Origin of the sequence: Pseudomonas sp. 7P_10.2_Bac1, assembly GCF_025465935.1 — a bacterium.
GTDB lineage: Bacteria > Pseudomonadota > Gammaproteobacteria > Pseudomonadales > Pseudomonadaceae > Aquipseudomonas.
Map to the genome: position 1 here is coordinate 23,245 of NZ_JANLNV010000010.1, position 21,514 is coordinate 44,758.

General features: G+C 58.4%; 19 protein-coding genes. 16 read left to right on the forward strand and 3 right to left on the reverse strand.

Features of this window, described 5'->3' with window-relative positions; all coding sequences use genetic code 11:
* Nucleotides 1-95: 95 nt before the first annotated feature.
* The 16 genes from mraZ to lpxC all read left to right on the forward strand — a co-directional run bounded on the left by mraZ (nt 96) and on the right by lpxC (nt 17,915).
* Nucleotides 96-551 (forward strand): division/cell wall cluster transcriptional repressor MraZ, encoded by a 456-nt coding sequence (gene mraZ / locus NTD86_RS02420; RefSeq protein WP_262200564.1) that lies wholly within the window; start codon nt 96-98, stop codon nt 549-551.
* A complete protein-coding gene (rsmH, locus tag NTD86_RS02425; protein ID WP_410016939.1) occupies nt 548-1,495 on the forward strand; it encodes a 16S rRNA (cytosine(1402)-N(4))-methyltransferase RsmH in 948 nt (315 codons plus the stop codon). The genes mraZ and rsmH overlap by 4 nt, the downstream gene beginning before the upstream one ends.
* On the forward strand, nt 1,492-1,785 hold the full coding sequence (gene ftsL, locus NTD86_RS02430; protein WP_262200565.1) for a cell division protein FtsL: 294 nt from the start codon (nt 1,492-1,494) through the stop codon (nt 1,783-1,785). Before rsmH ends, ftsL begins: the two co-directional genes overlap by 4 nt.
* Nucleotides 1,782-3,524, forward strand: coding sequence for a peptidoglycan D,D-transpeptidase FtsI family protein (locus NTD86_RS02435; protein WP_410016940.1), 1,743 nt, complete (start codon nt 1,782-1,784; stop codon nt 3,522-3,524). The genes ftsL and NTD86_RS02435 overlap by 4 nt, the downstream gene beginning before the upstream one ends.
* Nucleotides 3,524-4,987 carry a UDP-N-acetylmuramoyl-L-alanyl-D-glutamate--2,6-diaminopimelate ligase gene (locus NTD86_RS02440; protein WP_262200566.1) on the forward strand — a complete coding sequence of 488 codons (1,464 nt, stop codon included), beginning with the start codon at nt 3,524-3,526 and terminating at the stop codon, nt 4,985-4,987. The genes NTD86_RS02435 and NTD86_RS02440 overlap by 1 nt, the downstream gene beginning before the upstream one ends.
* Complete coding sequence (gene murF, locus NTD86_RS02445) at nt 4,980-6,347, forward strand: UDP-N-acetylmuramoyl-tripeptide--D-alanyl-D-alanine ligase (RefSeq protein ID WP_262200567.1); 1,368 nt, start codon at nt 4,980-4,982, stop codon at nt 6,345-6,347. The genes NTD86_RS02440 and murF overlap by 8 nt, the downstream gene beginning before the upstream one ends.
* Nucleotides 6,347-7,429 carry a phospho-N-acetylmuramoyl-pentapeptide-transferase gene (mraY, locus tag NTD86_RS02450; protein WP_262200568.1) on the forward strand — a complete coding sequence of 361 codons (1,083 nt, stop codon included), beginning with the start codon at nt 6,347-6,349 and terminating at the stop codon, nt 7,427-7,429. Before murF ends, mraY begins: the two co-directional genes overlap by 1 nt.
* Nucleotides 7,430-7,434: 5 nt before the next feature.
* Nucleotides 7,435-8,781: a UDP-N-acetylmuramoyl-L-alanine--D-glutamate ligase gene (murD, locus tag NTD86_RS02455; protein WP_262200569.1), complete on the forward strand. Its 1,347-nt coding sequence runs from the start codon at nt 7,435-7,437 to the stop codon at nt 8,779-8,781.
* On the forward strand, nt 8,778-9,992 hold the full coding sequence (gene ftsW, locus NTD86_RS02460; RefSeq protein WP_410016941.1) for a putative lipid II flippase FtsW: 1,215 nt from the start codon (nt 8,778-8,780) through the stop codon (nt 9,990-9,992). Before murD ends, ftsW begins: the two co-directional genes overlap by 4 nt.
* Nucleotides 9,982-11,052 (forward strand): undecaprenyldiphospho-muramoylpentapeptide beta-N-acetylglucosaminyltransferase, encoded by a 1,071-nt coding sequence (murG, locus tag NTD86_RS02465; RefSeq protein ID WP_262200570.1) that lies wholly within the window; start codon nt 9,982-9,984, stop codon nt 11,050-11,052. The genes ftsW and murG overlap by 11 nt, the downstream gene beginning before the upstream one ends.
* A complete protein-coding gene (gene murC, locus NTD86_RS02470; protein WP_262200571.1) occupies nt 11,045-12,505 on the forward strand; it encodes a UDP-N-acetylmuramate--L-alanine ligase in 1,461 nt (486 codons plus the stop codon). Before murG ends, murC begins: the two co-directional genes overlap by 8 nt.
* Nucleotides 12,502-13,458 carry a D-alanine--D-alanine ligase gene (locus tag NTD86_RS02475; RefSeq protein ID WP_262200572.1) on the forward strand — a complete coding sequence of 319 codons (957 nt, stop codon included), beginning with the start codon at nt 12,502-12,504 and terminating at the stop codon, nt 13,456-13,458. The genes murC and NTD86_RS02475 overlap by 4 nt, the downstream gene beginning before the upstream one ends.
* Nucleotides 13,459-13,462: 4 nt before the next feature.
* On the forward strand, nt 13,463-14,329 hold the full coding sequence (locus tag NTD86_RS02480) for a cell division protein FtsQ/DivIB (RefSeq protein WP_262200573.1): 867 nt from the start codon (nt 13,463-13,465) through the stop codon (nt 14,327-14,329).
* A gap of 15 nt (nt 14,330-14,344) precedes the next feature.
* Nucleotides 14,345-15,604 (forward strand): cell division protein FtsA, encoded by a 1,260-nt coding sequence (gene ftsA / locus NTD86_RS02485; protein WP_262200574.1) that lies wholly within the window; start codon nt 14,345-14,347, stop codon nt 15,602-15,604.
* 72 nt (nt 15,605-15,676) lie between these two features.
* On the forward strand, nt 15,677-16,891 hold the full coding sequence (gene ftsZ / locus NTD86_RS02490) for a cell division protein FtsZ (protein ID WP_262200575.1): 1,215 nt from the start codon (nt 15,677-15,679) through the stop codon (nt 16,889-16,891).
* Nucleotides 16,892-17,003: 112 nt separating this feature from the next.
* Nucleotides 17,004-17,915 (forward strand): UDP-3-O-acyl-N-acetylglucosamine deacetylase, encoded by a 912-nt coding sequence (lpxC, locus tag NTD86_RS02495; protein ID WP_055104996.1) that lies wholly within the window; start codon nt 17,004-17,006, stop codon nt 17,913-17,915.
* 157 nt (nt 17,916-18,072) lie between these two features.
* Here the strand turns inward: lpxC and NTD86_RS02500 are convergent, their stop codons facing one another.
* The 3 genes from NTD86_RS02500 to NTD86_RS02510 all read right to left on the reverse strand — a co-directional run bounded on the left by NTD86_RS02500 (nt 18,073) and on the right by NTD86_RS02510 (nt 21,416).
* Entirely contained in the window at nt 18,073-19,620 is a 1,548-nt protein-coding gene (locus tag NTD86_RS02500; RefSeq protein ID WP_262200576.1) for a sensor domain-containing diguanylate cyclase, read from the reverse strand.
* 60 nt (nt 19,621-19,680) lie between these two features.
* The gene (locus NTD86_RS02505; protein ID WP_262200577.1) at nt 19,681-21,000 is read right to left on the reverse strand and encodes an OprD family porin; all 1,320 of its coding nucleotides are present in this window, start codon (nt 20,998-21,000) and stop codon (nt 19,681-19,683) included.
* A gap of 191 nt (nt 21,001-21,191) precedes the next feature.
* Nucleotides 21,192-21,416 carry a hypothetical protein gene (locus tag NTD86_RS02510; RefSeq protein ID WP_262200578.1) on the reverse strand — a complete coding sequence of 75 codons (225 nt, stop codon included), beginning with the start codon at nt 21,414-21,416 and terminating at the stop codon, nt 21,192-21,194.
* Nucleotides 21,417-21,514 lie beyond the last annotated feature (98 nt).

Sequence of the window (21,514 nt, forward strand, 5' to 3'; positions counted from 1 at the left end):
GTGGTGGGCGCATTCCTATAGTGTGCGCAAGTGGCGAAAAGTGGCATAAAGTGGGTTTTTTAGACGTAAAACGCTAATTTTTGGAGTGGCGCCTCGTGTTTCGCGGAGCTAACGCAATCAGTCTCGATGCCAAGGGCCGTCTCGCGATGCCGAGTCGGTACCGTGACGAGCTGAATTCGAGAAGCTCCGGGCAACTGATCGTGACCATCGATGCGTCGGATCCCTGCTTATGTGTGTACCCGCTCGATGAGTGGGAATTGATTGAAACCAAGCTGCGGGCGTTGCCGTCGTTGCGTGAAGAAAACCGACGCTTGCAACGCTTGTTGATTGGTAATGCCGTCGATCTTGAGCTCGACGGCAGTGGTCGTTTTCTGGTGCCGCCGCGTTTGCGTGAATATGCCAAGTTGGACAAGCGCGCGATGTTGGTGGGCCAGCTGAACAAGTTTCAACTGTGGGACGAGGACGCCTGGGAAGCTGTATCTGCCGCTGACCTTGCAGCCATTCAACAACCGGGCGCGATGCCTGATGAACTGCGTGATTTAATTCTGTGACTATTGATAGCGACTTCAACCACATCACCGTACTGCTCGATGAAGCCGTAGAGGCTCTCGCCGTACGTCCTGATGGATGCTATCTGGATGGCACCTTTGGTCGCGGCGGTCATAGCCGCCTGATACTCCAGCATCTAGGCCCTGAAGGGCGTCTCCTCGGGTTTGATAAAGATCCACAAGCGATTGCGACCGGGCAAGCGCTAGCGGCCGAAGACGGCCGCTTTGTCATTGTGCAGCGCAGCTTTGCCGAAATGGGATCCGAAGTGGCCGAGCGCGGTCTGGCCGGCAAGGTCAGTGGCGTTCTGCTCGACTTGGGCGTGTCTTCGCCGCAGCTCGACGACCCGGAGCGTGGCTTCAGCTTCATGAATGATGGCCCCTTGGACATGCGCATGAACCCGAATGCCGGGATCAGCGCGGCAGAGTTCGTTAACACGGCCTCCCATGAAGAAATCACCCGCGTATTCAAGGAATACGGCGAAGAGCGTTTTGCCGGCCGTATGGCACGCGCCGTGGTAGAGCGTCGCGAAGTCACGCCATTCGAGCGCACCGGCGATCTGGCTGAAGTATTGAAAACCGCCAATCCGGCCTGGGAAAAGGGCAAGCACCCTGCGACCCGTACCTTCCAGGGTTTGCGGATTCACGTCAACAACGAACTGGGGGACCTCAAGGCAGGTCTGGAAGCTGCCCTTGAGTCGCTGGAAGTGGGCGGTCGCCTGGTCGTGATCAGCTTCCATTCGCTCGAAGACCGCATCGTGAAATTGTTCATGCGTGATCTGGTGAAAGGTGAGCCCGACAACCTGCCGCGTGGCTTGCCTGTGCAGCACAAAACCTTTGAGCCCAAGATCAAGATTCATGGCAAGGCCCAGTTCGCTTCAGAGGCTGAACTCAAGGCTAATCCGCGCTCGCGTAGCGCTGTCATGCGCGTTGCGGAGAAGCTTCGTTGAACAAGCTTTACGCCAAACCACTCCCCGGCGGAAGCTTTTTCATGCTGCTGCTGTTTATTGCCGTGCTGGTCTCGGCCGTGGCCGTTTCCTATAGCGCGCACTGGAACCGCCAACTGCTCAACACCCTTTACGGGGAGCTGAGTGTGCGTGACAAGGCCCAGGCAGAATGGGGCCGCCTGATCCTCGAGCAAAGTACCTGGACGGCCCATAGCCGTATCGAAACCCTGGCCAGCGAACAACTGAAAATGCACATCCCCGGTGCAGCAGAAGTTCGGATGGTGAAGCCATGATCAAGCTCGAAGGCGCGCTTTATCCGTGGCGTTTTCGCGTGGTGCTGGCCTTGCTGGCACTGCTGGTAGGTGCGATCGCCTTCCAGATCATCTACCTGCAAGTGATCGACCATGACTTCCTCAAGGGTCAAGGCGATGCCCGCAGCTTGCGGCACATCACTATCCCGGCACACCGTGGGTTGATTACCGACCGTAATGGCGAGCCGCTGGCAGTCAGTACGCCGGTAACCACGCTGTGGGCCAACCCCAAGGAAATGCAGGCTGCCAAGGATCGCTGGCCAGCCCTTGCACGCGCACTCGGGCAAGACCCTAAAGTGCTGACCGCGCGCCTTGAGCAGCAGGCTGGCAAAGAATTCATTTACCTGGTTCGTGGCCTGACACCAGAGCAGGGCCAGGTCGTGCTCGACCTCAAGGTGCCGGGCGTCTACGGCATTGAAGAATTCCGCCGCTTCTACCCCGCAGGCGAAGTCACCGCGCATATGGTTGGCTTCACCGATATCGATGACAAGGGCCGTGAGGGTGTCGAGTTGGCCTATGACGAATGGCTGGCCGGCGTGCCGGGCAAGCGACAGGTCATCAAGGACCGACGCGGTCGTCTGATCAAAGACATTCAAGTCACTAAAAACGCCAAGGCAGGGAAGACCTTGGCGTTGTCGATTGACCTGCGCCTGCAATACCTGGCCAACCGCGAGCTGCGCAATGCGTTGGTCGAAAACGGCGCCAAGGCGGGCAGCCTGGTGATCATGGATGTGAAGACCGGTGAAATCCTGGCCATGGTCAACCAGCCAACCTACAACCCGAACAACCGTCGTAACCTGCAACCGGCGATGATGCGTAACCGCGCCATGATCGACGTGTTCGAGCCCGGTTCCACGGTTAAGCCAATTTCGATGAGTGCTGCCCTGGAAACTGGGCGCTGGAAGCCTACCGACAAGGTTGAGGTGTATCCGGGCACGCTGCAGCTGGGCAAATACACCATTCGTGACGTATCGCGTACCGAAGGCCCGGTGCTGGACCTGACCGGCATTCTGATCAACTCCAGTAACGTGGGCATGAGTAAAGTTGCCTTCGATATCGGCGGCGAAGCGATTTTCCGTCAGATGGCCAAGATGGGTCTGGGCCAAGACACCGGTCTGGGCTTCCCGGGCGAGCGTGTGGGTAACCTGCCTAACTACCGCGAATGGCGCAAAGCCGAAACCGCGACTCTGTCATACGGCTACGGTGTTTCCGTGACCGCGATCCAGCTGGTGCACGCGTTCTCGGCCATGGCCAACAACGGCAAGCTTGCGCCACTGACGCTGCTCAAGACCGATAAACCGGTTCAGGCCGTACAAGTGATGCCTGAGCAAGTTGCCAAAACCTTGCAGGGCATGCTCCAGGAAGTGGTCGAAAACCCGCGTGGCGTCTGGCGTGCGAAAGTTCCGGCCTACCACGTCGGTGGCAAGTCGGGTACTGCGCGTAAAACATCGTCGGGCGGCGTCAAAGGCTACGCCGTTAACTCTTATCGTTCTCTGTTCGCCGGTTTCGGCCCGATGAGCGACCCGCGCTACGCGATCGTGGTCGTGATCGATGAGCCGAGCAAGGCGGGCTACTTCGGTGGTCTGGTATCGGCGCCAGTCTTCAGCAAGGTGATGTCCGGTACTTTGCGCCTGATGAACGTCACCCCAGACAACCTGCCAACGGCAGCGGAGCAACAAGCGGCGGCAACAGCTGCGGCAGCCAAAGGAGGGCGCGGCTAATGCCTCTGAGCCTGATCAAGATTTTCCCTCATGCCGGTCACGACTTGATGATCCGTGAGTTGACCCTCGACAGTCGCAACGTGCGCGCGGGGGATCTGTTTCTTGCCGTGCCGGGCACCAAGCTCGATGGCCGTGAACACATCGCCGATGCCCTGCAGCGTGGTGCAGCCGCTGTCGCTTATGAAGTTGAAGGCGCTTCGGTGTTGCCGATAACCGACGTGCCGCTGATCCCGGTCAAAGGGTTGATCGCTCAGTTGTCGGACCTGGCCGGCCGCTTTTATGGTGAGCCAAGCCACGCGCTGAATCTGGTGGGCGTTACGGGCACCAATGGCAAAACCAGCGTGACTCAACTGGTCGCGCAAGCGCTTGATCATCTGGGCCAGCACTGCGGCCTGATTGGCACGCTGGGCACCGGTTTCTATGGGGCACTGCAAAGCGGGCGTAACACCACACCTGATCCGATTGCCGTGCAAGCCATGCTCGCCGACCTGAAAAAGGCCGGGGCCAAAGCCGTGGCCATGGAAGTTTCGTCCCACGGGCTGGATCAAGGGCGCGTCGGTGCCTTGGCCTTTGATGTGGCCGTGATGACCAACCTGACCCGCGATCACCTGGATTACCACGGCACCATGGAGGCTTACGCAGCCGCCAAGGCCAAGCTGTTTGCCTGGCCAGACTTGCATTGCCGGGTGGTCAACCTGGATGACGATTTTGGTCGTCAGTTGGCGGCAGACAAACACCCGTCGCGCCTGATCAGTTACAGCCTCGAAGACAGCAGTGCTTACCTGTATTGCCGCGATGCGATTTTTGATGATGACGGTGTCCGCGCCACGCTGGTGACGCCGCAGGGCGAGCACCTGCTGCGCAGCACCCTGCTTGGCCGTTTCAATCTGAGTAACGTATTGGCCACTGTTGGCGCGTTGCTCGGCCTCGATTACGCGCTGGATGAAATCCTCGCTGTGCTGCCCAAACTGGAAGGTCCGGTAGGTCGCATGCAGCGTCTGGGCGGTGGTACCAAGCCGTTGGTAGTGGTGGATTACGCCCACACCCCGGATGCATTGGAAAAAGTCCTGCTCGCTCTGCGTCCCCACGCCAAGGGGCAATTGCAATGCCTGTTCGGCTGTGGCGGCGACCGCGATCGCGGCAAGCGCCCGATCATGGCTGAAGTGGTTGAGCGGCTTGCCGACTCCGTGCTGGTGACCGACGACAATCCGCGCACCGAAGACCCCTCGCAGATTTTCTCTGATATCCGTGCAGGCTTTGTCGATGCCGACAAGGTGGTTTTCGTCGCCGGTCGAGGTGAAGCCATTGCACAGATCATCGCCCATGCCGCTGCCGATGACGTCATCGTGCTGGCGGGCAAGGGGCATGAGGACTATCAGGAAATCAACGGCGAACGCCATGCGTTCTCTGACCTGATCGAAGCCGAGAACGCCCTGAATGCCTGGGGGGCTGCCCATGCTTAAGCCGCTGCTGTTGAGCGAAGTTGCAGTTGCCCTGAACGGTCGTCTGGTCGGTGAAGATGCTCGTTTCAGTGGTGTCAGCATCGACAGCCGTGCAATCAAGCAGGGCCAGCTGTTTATTGCCCTGACTGGCCCACGTTTCGATGGCCATGACTACTTGAATGACGTCGCTGAAAAAGGCGCCGTGGCTGCACTGGTTGAGCGTGAAGTTGCGGACTCGACATTGCCACAACTGGTGGTCAAGGATACCCGCGAAGCATTGGGCCAATTGGGTGCGTTGAACCGTGCCGGCTATGACAAGCCTGTGGCTGCGATCACCGGCTCCAGTGGCAAGACCACAGTCAAAGAAATGCTTGCCTGCATCCTGCGCACGCGCGGTCCGGTGCTGGCGACCAAGGGCAATTTGAACAATGATCTCGGCGTACCGCTGACCCTGCTTGAACTGACGCACGAGGACACCTCGGCAGTCATCGAGCTGGGCGCTTCGCGCATCGGCGAAATCGCTTACACCGTGGCCATGACCAAGCCTCATGTTGCGGTGCTCAACAACGCAGGGACCGCCCACGTGGGTGAGTTCGGCGGGCCTGAGAAAATCGTCGAGGCCAAGGGTGAAATCATAGAAGGCTTGGCGGCTGACGGCATTGCGGTGCTGAATCTGGACGACAAGGCCTTTGGCATCTGGCAAGCCCGGGCAGCGGGGCGCAAGGTGCTTAGCTTCTCCCTGAAAAACCCTGATGCAGATTTTTTCGCCAGCGATTTGGACCGCGATGCGCGCGGTTGCCCGGCGTTTACATTGCACAGCCCCCAAGGTGACGAACACGTACAACTCAACCTGCTGGGCACGCACAACGTGGCCAACGCCTTGGCCGCCGCGGCTGCCGCCCATGCGCTGGGTGTGTCGCTGTTCGGGATCAAAACTGGCCTCGAAGCCGTGCAGCCGGTCAAAGGTCGAGCTGTCGCCCAAGTGACTAGCACAGGTCTGCGAATTATTGATGACACTTACAACGCAAACCCCACCTCAATGTGCGCTGCCGTTGATATACTCGCCGCCTTTTCCGGCCGTACCGTCCTGGTGCTCGGAGATATTGGCGAACTGGGTGAGTGGGCAGAGCAAGGACATCGTGAAGTAGGCGCTTATGCCGCCGACAAGGTTTCAGCGCTCTACGCGGTGGGACCGCTGATGGCTCATGCCGTCGCTGCATTTGGACACCAGGCTCGTCACTTTGCCAATCAGGCTGATCTGATCCAGGCACTTCGCACTGAGCACGAAAAAAACACCACTATTTTGATCAAGGGCTCGCGCAGCGCAGCGATGGAGAACGTCGTTGCGGCACTGTGCGGTTCCTGCGGGGAGAAACATTAATGCTGCTGCTTCTAGCGGAGTATCTACAACAGTTCTACAAGGGCTTCGCAGTCTTCCAGTACTTATCCCTGCGCGGGATTCTGGGCGTCCTGACCGCGTTGTCGTTGTCGCTGTACCTGGGACCGTGGATGATCCGTACCTTGCAGAACCGTCAGATCGGCCAATCGGTCCGTAACGATGGTCCGCAATCGCACCTGTCCAAATCCGGCACCCCAACCATGGGCGGTGCACTGATCCTCTCGGCCATTACCGTCAGCACCTTGCTGTGGGCTGACCTGAGCAACCGGTATGTGTGGGTCGTGCTGCTGGTGACCTTGCTGTTCGGCGCCATCGGCTGGGTTGACGACTACCGCAAAGTCATCGAAAAGAACTCCCGCGGGCTGCCAAGCCGCTGGAAGTATTTCTGGCAGTCGGTGTTCGGCCTTGCCGCGGCGATTTTCCTGTATGTGACCGCGCCAAGCGCTGTCGAAACCACCCTGATCCTGCCGATTCTCAAGGATGCGAGCATCCCGCTGGGCATCGGCTTTGTGGTGCTGACTTATTTTGTGATCGTCGGCTCGAGCAACGCGGTCAACCTGACTGACGGCCTCGACGGTCTGGCGATCATGCCGACCGTGATGGTTGGCGGCGCGCTGGGTATCTTCTGCTACCTGTCGGGCAACCTGAAATTCGCTGACTACCTGCTGATCCCGTATGTCCCCGGCGCAGGTGAGTTGATTGTGTTCTGCGGCGCACTGATTGGCGCGGGCCTCGGCTTTCTGTGGTTCAACACGTACCCGGCACAAGTGTTCATGGGTGACGTTGGCGCGCTGGCGCTGGGCGCGGCCTTGGGCACTATCGCGGTCATCGTGCGTCAGGAAATCGTGCTGTTCATCATGGGCGGCGTGTTCGTGATGGAAACACTTTCGGTGGTCATCCAGGTCGCATCGTTCAAGTTGACCGGCAAGCGGGTGTTCCGCATGGCACCGATTCACCACCATTTTGAACTCAAGGGCTGGCCCGAGCCGCGTGTGATTGTCCGTTTCTGGATTATTACCGTGATCCTCGTGTTGATCGGTCTTGCCACGCTGAAGCTGAGGTAGAACCTGTGTCTCTGATCGCTTCTGACCACTTCCGCATCGTTGTCGGCCTCGGCAAGAGCGGCATGTCCCTAGTGCGCTTCCTGGCGCAGCGGGGCGTGTCGTTTGCCGTGGCTGACACGCGGGAAAATCCACCGGAGCTGGCCACGCTGCGCCGTGACTATCCACAGGTGGAGGTGCGTTGTGGCGAGCTGGATGTCGAGTTCCTGTGCCGTGCCGACGAGCTCTACGTGAGCCCCGGCCTGGCATTGGCGACGCCTGCTCTGCAAGCGGCGGCTGCCCGTGGCGTGAAGCTGTCGGGCGATATCGATCTGTTCGCGCGTAACGCAAAAGCCCCGATCGTGGCAATCAGTGGTTCCAATGCGAAAAGCACTGTGACCACCCTGGTCGGTGAAATGGCTGCGGCGGCGGGTAAGCGTGTGGCTGTTGGCGGTAACCTCGGTACCCCGGCGCTGGACCTGCTCAGCGATGACGTCGAGTTGTACGTGATGGAGCTGTCGAGCTTCCAACTCGAAACCACCAACCAACTGGGTGCTGAAGTCGCCACCGTGCTGAACATCAGCGAAGACCACATGGACCGCTACAGCGGCCTGCCTGCCTACCACTTGGCCAAGCACCGGATCTTCCGTGGTGCACGCCAGCTGGTGTTCAACCGTCAGGATGCACTCACCCGTCCGCTGATGGGTGAAGGGTTGCCGTGCTGGTCGTTCGGTCTGGGCGCTCCTGATTTCAAGGCGTTTGGTCTGCGTGAAGAACAGGGCGAAAAATACCTGGCTTTCGAATTCCAGAACCTGATGCCGGTGCGCGAATTGAAAATCCGCGGTGCACACAATCAGGCCAACGCCTTGGCTGCGTTGGCGCTGGGGCATGCCGTGGGCTTGCCGTTCGACGCCATGCTGTCGAGCCTGCGCACCTTTGCCGGTCTTGAGCATCGCTGCCAATGGGTCCGCGAGCTGGACGGCGTGAGTTATTACAACGACTCCAAGGCCACCAACGTTGGCGCTGCCCTGGCCGCGATTGATGGTTTGGGTACGGACATGGACGGCAAGCTGGTCCTGATCGCGGGCGGTGATGGCAAGGGCGCTGATTTCAGCGGCCTGCGCGACTCCGTGGCCAAGCACTGCCGTGCGGTAGTGCTGATGGGTCGTGATTCGGGGTTGATCGCCGATGCGTTGGGCGATGCTGTTCCACAGGTACGTGTCAGCTCGCTGGACGAGGCTATCGCGCAAAGTCGTGCGCTGGCCAAGGCCGGTGATGCGGTGTTGTTGTCGCCCGCCTGCGCAAGCTTCGACATGTTCAAAAACTACGAAGAACGCGGCCACCTCTTTGCGCGCGCAGTGGAGGCATTGGCATGATCTTCGGATTCCTGAAACCTTATCCTTCGCCGTTGATCACCGGTCGTGGCATCGACATCGATTTCCCGCTGCTGGCCGGCTGTCTGGCCTTGCTTGGCCTGGGGCTGGTGATGATCACTTCGGCATCGTCCGAAGTGGCCGCCTTGCAGTCTGGCAACACGCTGTACCACATGATCCGTCACCTGTTTTACATCGTGCTCGGTCTGGGCGCGTGCATCATGACCATGATGGTGCCGATTGCGACCTGGCAACGCCTGGGCTTTATCTTGTTGCTGGGTGCTTTTGGCTTGCTGGTGATGGTATTGCTGCCGGGCATCGGCCGTGAGGTAAACGGTTCGATGCGTTGGATCGGTTTCAGCTTCTTTAACGTGCAGCCCTCGGAAATCGCCAAGGTGTTCGTGGTGATTTACCTCGCCGGTTACCTGGTGCGTCAACAGAAGGAAGTCCGTGACAGCTGGATGGGCTTCTTCAAACCGTTCATTGTGTTGCTGCCCATGGCCGGTTTGCTGCTGATGGAGCCTGACTTCGGTGCCACAGTTGTGATGATGGGGGCTGCGGCCGCCATGCTGTTCCTGGGCGGTGTTGGTCTGTTCCGTTTTGCGCTGATGGTGGCATTGGCGGTGGGTGCGGTGTTCGTGCTGGTTCAAGCCCAGCCCTACCGGATGGCGCGTCTGATTACCTTTACCGACCCATGGTCCGACCAGTTCGGTTCGGGCTACCAACTGACCCAGGCACTGATCGCGTTCGGTCGTGGCGAGTGGTTCGGGGTGGGCTTGGGCAACAGCGTACAAAAGCAGTTCTACCTGCCGGAAGCGCACACCGACTTCGTGTTCTCGGTTCTGGCTGAAGAGCTGGGCGTCGTGGGCTCGTTGCTGACCGTGGCCCTGTTTGTCTTTGTCTGCGTACGCGGCATGTACATCGGCCTGTGGGCCGAGCGCGCCAAGCAATACTTCTCGGCTTACATGGCGTACGGCCTGTCGTTCCTGTGGATCGGCCAGTTCCTGATCAACATCGGGGTAAACGTCGGGCTGCTGCCGACCAAGGGCCTGACCCTGCCATTCCTCAGTTATGGCGGCAGTTCGTTGGTCATTTGCTGTGTGTGTATGGGGTTGTTGCTGCGCATCGAGTGGGAGAGTCGAACTCACCTGGGCAGCGAAGAAACCGACTTCAAGGAAAGCGACTTCGCAGAGGAGCCGAACCATGGGCGCTAATGTGCTGATCATGGCGGGCGGCACCGGCGGACACGTCTTTCCAGCGTTGTCCTGCGCACGTGAGTTTGAAGCCCGTGGTTACACCGTGCACTGGCTCGGCACACCACGCGGCATCGAAAACGAACTGGTTGAACCGGCAGGCTTCACCCTGCACCGGATCAACGTCGCGGGCTTGCGTGGCAAAGGCAAACTGTCGCTGCTCAAGGCGCCGTTTGTATTGCTCAAGGCCTTGTTCCAGGCACGCAAAATCATTCGTCAACTCAAGCCGGTCTGTGTACTTGGCTTTGGTGGCTATGTCACCGGGCCTGGCGGCCTGGCGGCCAAAACCTGCGGTGTACCGGTGATCATCCACGAGCAGAACGCCGTGGCCGGTACGGCCAATCGCCTGCTGGTGCCGATGACGAGCCGAGTGTGTGAAGCCTTTCCGCAGACTTTCGCAGCCTCGGACAAACTGCGCACCACGGGTAACCCTGTGCGGCCTGAACTGTTCACTCTGGCGCCTCGCGCTGCACTCGAAGGGCGCAAGGCACGTTTGCTGGTGCTGGGTGGCAGCCTGGGTGCCGAGCCGCTGAACAAATTACTGCCTGAAGCTCTGGCCAACGTACCGGCCGAGGTGCGTCCTGAGGTGTTTCATCAGGCAGGCAAGCAACACGTTCAAATCACCGCCGAGCGCTACACCGCGGCCGGTGTCGAGGCTGATGTACAGCCTTTTATCAAAGACATGGCCCACGCCTATGGCTGGGCTGACCTGGTGGTTTGTCGCGCAGGCGCGCTGACCGTCAGTGAACTGGCTGCGGCCGGTCTGCCTTCGCTGCTGGTGCCGTTGCCCCACGCGATTGACGACCATCAGAGCCGTAATGCTGACTTTTTGGCCCGGGAGGGCGCGGCCTTCCTGATGCCGCAAGCGACAACTGGCGCAGCCGAACTGGCTGCTCGCCTGAAAGAGGTATTGATGCAACCGGAACGACTCAACAGCATGGCGGCCAATGCTCGCCGCCTGGCCAAACCTGACGCCACCCGTAACGTTGTCGACATCTGCCTGGAGGTGGCCAATGGTTGAGAATCAGAAAGCCATGCCGCAGCCAGAAATGCGCCGTATCCGCCGTATTCACTTTGTCGGGATCGGCGGCGTGGGCATGTGCGGGATTGCCGAGGTATTGCTCAATCTGGGCTATCAGGTATCGGGCTCGGACCTGAATGCTTCGCCGGTCACTGAACGTCTAGAGTCGTTCGGCGCGCACATCTTTATCGGCCACCGCGCAGAAAACGCTGCCAATGCCGATGTACTGGTGGTATCGAGTGCTGTGAACACCTCCAACCCGGAAGTCGCCAGTGCGCTTGAGCGCCGGATTCCGGTGGTGCCCCGCGCCGAAATGCTGGCAGAGCTGATGCGCTATCGCCACGGCATCGCCGTTGCCGGTACGCACGGCAAAACCACCACCACCAGCCTGCTGGCCTCGGTATTTGCGGCCGGTGGCCTGGACCCGACATTCGTCATCGGTGGCCGTCTGAACGCTGCCGGTACCAATGCCCAGTTGGGCACCAGCCGTTACCTGATTGCCGAAGCAGACGAAAGCGACGCCAGCTTCCTGCACCTGCAACCGATGGTTGCCGTGGTGACCAACATCGACGCCGACCACATGGCGACCTACGAAGGTGACTTCAACAAGCTGAAGAAAACCTTCGTCGAGTTCCTGCACAACCTGCCGTTCTACGGCTTGGCCGTGCTGTGCCTGGACGATCCGGTGGTGCGTGAAATCCTCCCGCTGGTCAAGCGTCCGACCGTGACTTACGGCTTCAACGAAGCGGCTGACGTGCGTGCAATCAATGTGCGTCAGCAAGGCATGCAGACCTTCTTCACCGTGCTGCGTCCTGACCGCGAGCCCCTGGATGTGTCGGTCAACATGCCCGGCAATCACAACGTATTGAATGCCTTGGCCACCCTCTGCATTGCCACGGATGAAGGCATCAGCGATGAAGCCATTGTTCAGGGACTGTCGGGTTTCCAGGGCGTGGGTCGACGCTTCCAGGTGTACGGCGAGTTGCCTGTGGACGGCGGCAGCGTGATGTTGGTCGACGACTACGGCCATCACCCAACCGAAGTCGCAGCCGTGATCAAGGCCGTACGCGGTGGCTGGCCTGAGCGTCGTCTGGTGATGGTGTACCAGCCGCACCGGTTCAGTCGTACCCGTGACCTGTATGACGATTTCGTGCAGGTACTGGCCGATGCCAATGTGCTGCTGCTGATGGAAGTCTACCCGGCAGGCGAAGAGCCGATTCCGGGCGCGGACAGCCGCCAGCTGTGCCACAGCATTCGTCAGCGCGGCCAATTGGACCCGATCTACATTGAGCGCGGCGTTGAGCTGGCGCCCATCGTCAAGCCGCTACTGCGCGCGGGCGACATTCTGTTGTGCCAAGGAGCGGGCGATATTGGCCGTCTGGCACCACAACTTATCAAGAGTCCGTTGTTCGCCGGTGCCGTGATCGCCTCCAGCGAGGGGAAGTTGAAATGACTACTACCTACGCCAATCTGTTCTCGACTATTGCCCCAGCCGATTTCGGCCGTGTAGCGGTGCTGTTCGGTGGCAAAAGCGCTGAGCGTGAAGTGTCTTTGAAATCCGGCAATGCGGTGCTGCAAGCGCTGCAAAGCGCTGGGGTCAATGCGTTCGGCATTGATGTGGGGGATGATTTCGTTACCCGCATCACCGCTGAAAAAATCGACCGTGCGTTCATTATCCTCCACGGCCGTGGCGGCGAAGACGGCAGTATGCAAGGCCTGCTGGAATGCCTGGGCATTCCCTACACCGGCAGCGGCATCCTCGCCTCGGCACTGGCCATGGACAAGCTGCGCACCAAGCAGGTGTGGCACAGCCTGGGGATTCCAACTCCGCGCCATGCCGTACTGAGCAATGATGACGATTGTATTTCAGCGGCCAAGGAACTGAGCTTCCCTTTGATCGTCAAACCGGCGCATGAAGGTTCAAGTATCGGAATGGCCAAAGTGAACAACGTCGAGGAATTGATCGCGGCGTGGAAAGTGGCCAGCAAGTACGACTCGCAAGTCATGGTTGAACAATGGATTCACGGTCCTGAGTTCACCATCGCCACCCTGCGCAATCAGGTGCTGCCTCCGATTGCGCTGGGGACGCCGCATACGTTCTACGACTACGACGCCAAATACGTGTCCGACGATACCCAGTATCGGATTCCGTGCGGCCTTGATAGCCATAAAGAGCAAGAACTCATGGAGCTCACGGCGAAAGCCTGTGAGGCGATCGGTATTGCCGGTTGGGGCCGCCTGGACGTGATGCAGGACACCCATGGCCAGTTCTGGCTGCTGGAGGTCAACACTGCTCCGGGCATGACCGACCATAGCCTGGTGCCGATGGCGGCCAAGGCAGCGGGTCTGGATTTCCAACAACTGGTGCTGTCGATTCTGGCCGCCAGTGTTGAGTCACGAGGTTAAGAACATGCCAGGCGCATCGCTTCGTCATCAGCAACCTGTCCCCGGCCGCAAGCCGGTGCCACGGGGTGCAAGCCGAATGGTGGCTAAAGAGCCGATGTCGGTGCGTGTGCCAAAAGCCAATTTCGGCTTTTTGAAAGTGCTGTTTTGGCCTGTGCTGCTGGTAGCGCTCGGGTTCGGTACGTACGAAGGCGCTCAACGCCTGATGCCGTACGCGGACCGTCCAATCACCAATGTCAATGTGCAAGGTGATTTGACCTATATCAGCCAGCAGGCCGTGCAACAGCGTATTGCTCCTTATGTGGCCGCGAGTTTCTTCACGGTCGATCTGGAAGGCATGCGCACTGAGCTGGAACAAATGCCATGGATTGCTCACGCCGAAGTCCGTCGGGTGTGGCCGGACCAAGTGGTGATTCGCCTTGAAGAGCAACTGCCGGTTGCTCGTTGGGGTGATGAAGCACTGCTTAACAACCAGGGCCAGGCGTTCACCCCGCGTGAGCTGGCCAACTACGAGCATTTGCCGCAGCTGTTCGGTCCACAACGGGCTCAGCAGCAAGTGATGCAGCAGTATCAGGTGTTGAGCCAGATGCTGCGTCCGATGGGCTTTTCCATTGCCCGGCTGGAATTGCGTGAGCGCGGTAGCTGGTTCCTGACCACTGGAGCTGGCAGTGCAGGGCCCGGGATCGAGCTGCTGTTGGGGCGCGATCACCTGGTGGAAAAAATGCGTCGCTTCATAGCCATCTATGAAAAAACGCTGAAAGAGCAGATCACAAACATAGCGCGCATTGATTTGCGTTATGCCAACGGATTGGCCGTCGGCTGGCGGGAACCTGTGGCACCCACGATAGCCCAACCCGCTGTCGCGAAGAATTAAGAAGAGGCAGGACCCATGGCAAATGTGCAAAGCGGCAAAATGATCGTTGGTCTCGATATCGGCACCTCCAAGGTGGTGGCGCTGGTAGGCGAGGTTGGTGAAGACGGCACGATCGAAATCGTCGGTATTGGCACGCATCCGTCTCGGGGCCTGAAGAAGGGCGTGGTGGTGAACATCGAGTCCACCGTGCAATCGATCCAGCGCGCGATTGAAGAAGCGCAGCTGATGGCCGGTTGCCGGATTCACTCGGCGTTCGTCGGCGTTGCGGGTAACCATATCCGCAGCCTGAACTCCCACGGCATCGTTGCGATCCGTGATCGCGAAGTGAGTACGGCTGACCTGGAACGCGTGCTTGACGCTGCCCAGGCAGTGGCCATTCCGGCTGACCAGCGTGTGTTGCACACCTTGGCGCAAGACTACGTGATCGACAACCAGGAAGGCGTTCGTGAGCCTCTGGGTATGTCGGGCGTACGTCTGGAAGCCAAAGTGCACGTTGTGACCTGCGCGGTGAACGCGGCGCAGAACATTGAAAAGTGCGTACGCCGCTGTGGCCTCGAGGTGGATGACATCATCCTCGAGCAACTGGCGTCGGCTTACTCGGTATTGACTGACGACGAGAAAGAGCTGGGCGTGTGCCTGGTCGATATCGGCGGCGGCACCACGGATATCGCCATCTTCACCGAAGGCGCGATTCGGCATACCGCAGTGATCCCGATTGCAGGGGATCAGGTGACCAACGACATCGCGATGGCGTTGCGTACCCCGACCCAGTACGCCGAAGAGATCAAAATCCGTTACGCCTGTGCACTGGCCAAACTGGCCAGCGCGGGTGAAACCATCAAAGTACCGAGCGTGGGTGATCGTCCTCCGCGCGAGCTGTCTCGCCAGGCCTTGGCCGAAGTGGTCGAGCCGCGCTACGACGAACTCTTCACGTTGATCCAGGCGGAGCTGCGTCGCAGTGGCTACGAAGACTTGATCCCGGCCGGCATCGTGCTGACCGGTGGTACTTCGAAAATGGAAGGTGCTGTCGAATTGGCTGAGGAGATTTTCCACATGCCGGTTCGCCTGGGTGTGCCGCACAGCTTCAAAGGCTTGTCCGACGTTGTGCGCAATCCGATCTACTCCACCGCTGTGGGCTTGTTGCTATACGGGCTGCAAAAGCAGTCGGACGGTATTTCGATATCGGGTATCAGCAACCGCGACAACTACGGCAGTGATGAACAAAAAGCCCCTGTGTTCGAGCGCTTCAAGCGTTGGGTTCAGGGCAATTTTTAAAGCTTGAGCGGTAACAGATTCAAAAGCAGTAGAAGTAGGCGAAATAACTAGAGAAATGTAAGGAGAGGGACCATGTTCGAACTCGTAGACAACATCCCGCAAAGCCCGGTAATCAAGGTTATCGGTGTTGGTGGTGGCGGTGGCAATGCTGTTAACCATATGGTTAAGAGCAACATCGAAGGCGTGGAATTCATCTGCGCCAACACTGACGCACAAGCGCTGAAAAACATCGGCGCGCGTACCATCCTGCAATTGGGCACGGGTGTGACCAAAGGCCTGGGTGCCGGCGCAAATCCTGAGGTCGGTCGTCAGGCCGCTCTGGAAGACCGCGAGCGCATCGCAGAAGTGCTGGTGGGCACCAACATGGTGTTCATTACCACGGGTATGGGCGGTGGTACCGGTACCGGTGCTGCACCGATCATTGCCGAAGTGGCCAAGGAAATGGGGATTCTCACCGTTGCAGTGGTGACACGCCCGTTCCCGTTTGAAGGTCGCAAGCGCATGCAGATCGCTGACGAAGGTATTCGTCTGTTGTCTGAAAGCGTCGACTCGTTGATCACGATTCCGAACGAAAAACTGCTGACCATCCTCGGCAAAGACGCCAGCCTGCTGTCGGCTTTCGCCAAGGCTGACGACGTACTGGCCGGTGCCGTTCGCGGTATCTCCGACATCATCAAACGTCCTGGCATGATCAACGTCGACTTTGCCGACGTGCGTACCGTGATGAGCGAAATGGGCATGGCGATGATGGGCACTGGCTGCGCCAGCGGCCCGAATCGTGCACGCGAAGCGACCGAAGCGGCCATCCGCAACCCGTTGCTCGAAGACGTGAACCTGGAAGGCGCGCGCGGCATTCTGGTGAACATCACCGCAGGTCCGGACCTGTCCCTGGGCGAGTACTCCGACGTGGGTAGCATCATCGAAGCCTTCGCTTCGGAACACGCCATGGTCAAGGTCGGTACTGTTATTGATCCGGACATGCGCGACGAGCTGCACGTGACCGTGGTTGCAACCGGTCTGGGCGCGAAAATCGAGAAGCCGGTCAAGGTTATCGACAATACCGTTCAGGCATCGTACGCACCTTCTGCGGCTCAACCAGCGCCTTCGCGTCAAGAGCCACGTGTAGAACGTCAGGAGCAGCCTGCAGTTAACTACCGTGACCTGGATCGCCCAACCGTAATGCGTAATCAGGCTCAGCATGGCGCGACAGCGGCTGCAAAACTGAATCCGCAAGATGATCTGGACTACCTGGACATCCCGGCATTCCTGCGTCGTCAGGCTGATTAATGAAATCAATCAGGGGTATTCAGGTGATTGGTGTTCAGCAAAGGCTCGGTCTGCTATTATCGCCAGCCTTTGTTGATACCAGTTCGCAATTTGCGCTGAAGCGGCCAATGCCATGATTAAACAACGCACCCTGAAAAATATTATCCGTGCCACAGGTGTCGGCCTGCACTCCGGTGAGAAGGTCTACCTGACCCTCAAGCCTGCGCCTGTGGACACCGGCATCGTGTTTTGTCGTGCAGACCTTGACCCTGTTGTGCAGATTCCTGCCCGCGCGGAAAACGTCGGCGAGACGACGATGTCGACCACGTTGGTCAACGGCGACGTAAAAGTAGACACGGTAGAGCACTTGCTCTCGGCCATGGCTGGCCTTGGGATCGATAACGCCTACGTCGAACTCTCCGCGTCTGAAGTCCCGATTATGGACGGTAGCGCCGGACCTTTCGTGTTCTTGATTCAATCTGCCGGCCTGGAAGAACAGGACGCGCCGAAGAAGTTCATCCGCATCCTGCGTGAAGTGACAGTGGAAGATGGCGACAAACGCGCCACTTTCGTCCCTTTCGAAGGGTTCAAAGTGAGCTTCGAGATCGATTTCGATCACCCGGTTTTCCGTAACCGCACCCAAAGTGCAAGCGTGGACTTCTCAAGCACTTCGTTTGTAAAAGAAGTCAGCCGCGCACGTACCTTTGGTTTCATGAGTGACATCGAGTACCTGCGCAAGCACAACCTCGCACTCGGCGGCAGCGTGGAAAACGCGATCGTAGTCGACTCCGATGGTGTACTGAACGAAGACGGCCTTCGCTACGAAGACGAATTTGTGAAGCACAAAATCCTCGACGCCATTGGCGATCTCTACCTGTTGGGCAATAGCCTGATTGGTGAGTTCAAGGGCTTCAAGTCTGGCCATGCACTGAACAACCAGCTGCTTCGCAAGCTGATTGAGCAGAAAGACGCATGGGAAGTCGTGACCTTTGAAGACGCCAGCACTGCACCGATTTCGTACATGCGTCCGGTTGCGGCAGTTTAAGTAAAACTTCTTTCTCTAGTTTTTGAAGACCACCCTCGGGTGGTCTTTTTTTTACCCGATGTTTAACGTAAATCTGTAGGAGCGAGCTTGTCTCGCGATCTTTTGATCTTAAAGATCGCAACTGCCGTACACAAAGGTCATGCCCATGGGCTCTTGCCTACACCAACGGCGGCTTCAGCGCATTCAACCCCGTCTCATTGATGTTCACGACCCGGTTACGCCCGGTGTTCTTGGCTTGATACAGCGCTTTGTCAGCCACGCTCAACAGGGCATCCGGGGTTTCACCCGGCTTGGCATAGCGCGTACACGAGCCCAGGCTGATGGTCAGTTTCTTGTGGTCCGGCAACACCGCAGGCATCTGCTCGACAGCCAGACGGATTTTCTCGCATAAGACGCGTGTCCCTGCTGCCTCCGTTTCGCTCAGCACCACGGCAAACTCTTCGCCGCCGTACCGCGCCGCGAGGTCCCCCGGGCGACGTACGTGGGCTTCGATCGCCTGCGCCACCTGGCGTAGGGCTTCGTCACCCGCCTGATGGCCGTAGTCATCATTGAAGGCTTTGAAATGGTCGATATCAATCATCACCAGCGATAACGGGCAGCCCGAACGTTGCGCCCTGCGCCATTCCAGATCCAGGGTGCGGTCCAGTGTGCGGCGGTTGGCAAGGCCTGTCAGCGGATCGGTCGACGCCAGGGTAGCGAGGTCGCGCTCTGCCAAATGGCGCAAGCTCAATTCGCGAAGCAGCAGCCAGGTCAGCCATGACAGCCCCAGGCACAGAAGAAGTGTCACGCTGCCGATCAACAGTGCTGTGTGCTGCCAATTACTGAAAATACTCGAGGCCGCGACCGCCACGACTACGATCATGGGCAGGTCGTGGACCTGGGCGAAATTATACAGGCGCTCATGGTGATAGATCGCGGACATGGCGATAAAACCGCCATAGCGCTCGTTCAAAAACCGCTTGAAATTGGGCGCCTGACTGAGGTCTTGGCCGGCAGCGATCTTGCTGGTCGCCGGGTACTGCATCATCAGCGTGCCGTCGGTGTCGAGCAGGCTGATATTACCGCTTGGGCCAATGTCCAGACCTCGGAACAGATTCTGGAAGTACGACATCTTCAATTGCCCCACCACAACCCCGGCGAAAGCCCCGTCCGGGCTCGGGAGTCTTCGGCTGAGAAGGATGATCCATTCGTTGCTATCGGCATTGGCGAGTTGCGGGTGGCTGATATACAGGTCGTCGACTGCCGTGTGCTGGTGCGCAGTGAACCACGGTTGCTGAAGGGCGTTGGCAGGCACGCGCACGCCCGGTTGTGAGTGGGCAATCAGCTTGCCTTGCGCATCCAGCACAAAGAACCCGCCACTGGAGGGCGCCTCACTGGTTCTGTCGAACAGCAAAGCGTGTTGGGTCTGGACAGGCAGCGTCGACAAGACTTGGCTGTGCAGCAAGTCGGCAATGTTAATCAGCGCAGAATCATAGGTCGAAAAGGTGGTGCGAATGTCGCGACTGATCAGTTGCACGATATTCAGGGCTGAACGCTTGGCGTCTTCTTCGGTATTGCGGTATTCACGAACCAGCAAGTAGCCGACGATGGTGAGAATCACAATGGCCGAAAAGGTGGTCGCCCCGATCAGGGTGCGGCGGGTAATCACAGGCGTGCGCGCGGAGTACTTAATGGCTTTACCCTCAAGGCTATAAATCGTGCCCACTACACAGGTAAAGCCTTGTAGGCATAAGGCCAGCTAACGAGCTGGCCTTATGGTTCCGATTTAAAAGATGTTGAGAGGATAGTCCACAATCACGCGGTATTCGTCCACATTGTGGTCGACGGTTTTATATGCCGCATTACCACGGTTGGTCGCCCAGCGCAGGGTGAGGCCCAAGTCTTTGGCCTTGCCTTGCTGCACCACATACCTGAGGTCCAGGTCGCGCTCCCAGTGGAATGCATTCTTGCCATTGGGGTTGTACCAGTTGCTGTAGCCGATGCTGTTCGGGTCAGCCTTGGTCAGGTCCACCGTGCCGCGCGAGTATGCCGCGCGGGTGCTGAGGCCCGGAAAGCCCAACCCTGCAAAGTCATAATCGTATTGCAGCTTCCACGAGCGTTCGTGCGGGCCGTTGAAGTCCGAATACTGCTGCGAGTTATCCAGGTAAATGCTGTCGCCCTGGTTGATGTAGTCAAACGGTGTATTGCCGTTGACGCGCTGGTACACGGCGGTCACGGTATGGCCGTTCATGCCCACGGCAAAGTGCAGGCTGAAGGTGTTGTTGTTGATGGAGCCCAACAGCGCCTTGCCGGTGTCCTGCGTGTGGTAGTAATGGAAACCTGGGTTCAGGGTGATACCGTTGCTCAGCGAGTGGGTGTAGTCCAGATCGTAGTAGTACTGATTCCAGACATTTTGCAACTGCGAGGCATACAGATTGCTGGTCACCCCAGCAATCCCGCTGAACGATACGCCGGCCCAGTTCAGGTGCTTGGTAGTTTGGCCATTAAGGTCGCCATACGTGGTGGTCAGGCGACGCATGCCGCTCTGGTTATAGGGCTTGTCATAGGTAACCTGCCCGCCCTCGATCATCCAGCCATCGAAGCTGTGGTTGGTCAGACTGATGCCCTGGAACGTCTGCGGCAGCATGCGGGTTTCGCCGCCTGCGATCACCGGGTTGGTGATAAACAGGTCGCCGGCTTTGAGTTCGGTATCGAATGCGCGAATTTTCAGCGCCGCACCGCCTGACGAGAAGTCAGTAGGCGCATTGCCGTTGCCACCGCCGACCGGCAGGATGCTGCTGCCGCTTGTGCCGCCACCGCCATCGAGCTTGAGACCCAGCATGGCGTACGCATCCAGACCAAATCCGACCACGCCAGGTGTATAGCCTGAGGCGAACTTGGCAATAAAGCCTTGGCCCCACTCTTTACCGTCGTGGATATTCGGGCTGTGAACGTCATGGTTCATGTAGTAGTTGCGTAGATGTAAATCGAGAGTCGATCCTTCGATAAACCCCTCTTTGGAGGCCTCGTCATCTGCCTGTGCAAACCCGGGGATCGTTGCAGACAGGGCGATGAATAAAGGACTGAGTTTAAGCGTCTGTTTCATCAGTCGGTTGCTCCTTTCAAGTGACAGCAGTTTTTATTCTCTTGGGAAATTTCTGTTCTTATTTGTAGGCGCTTCGCGGCGGTAGTGCCTTTTTTTACGCAAAAAAAAGCCGCTATCATAGCGGCTTTTGAAACAATCAGTCACATGTAGTCGGCAGGACTGACTGGGTCGGGAAGTATTTGCACGTGCAATCAGCTGTCTTTTGACTCATTCGTTGTGCTGACTTTGACCTGTGTTTGTTGGGAGTTCACATCATTTTGCGGGTGGTTCGCGAGTTCTGTCTGGCGCTGTTCAAAGGCCGCTGCGCGGGCCTCGTTCTTGGCTACGAAGGCAGGAGATTCCTCCGCCATGGCCAGAGGCGACAACAACATAGACGACAAAACTAAAACGCTAGCCATACCCATACTGGTGGACATTTTGGAGACCTTCTTGCTTAGCAAGTGCTGTGTGATGGGCTAAATCTATAGCGCTTGCCGTGCAGGAAACAGCGCCAATCCGTACAAGGACTGTTGCG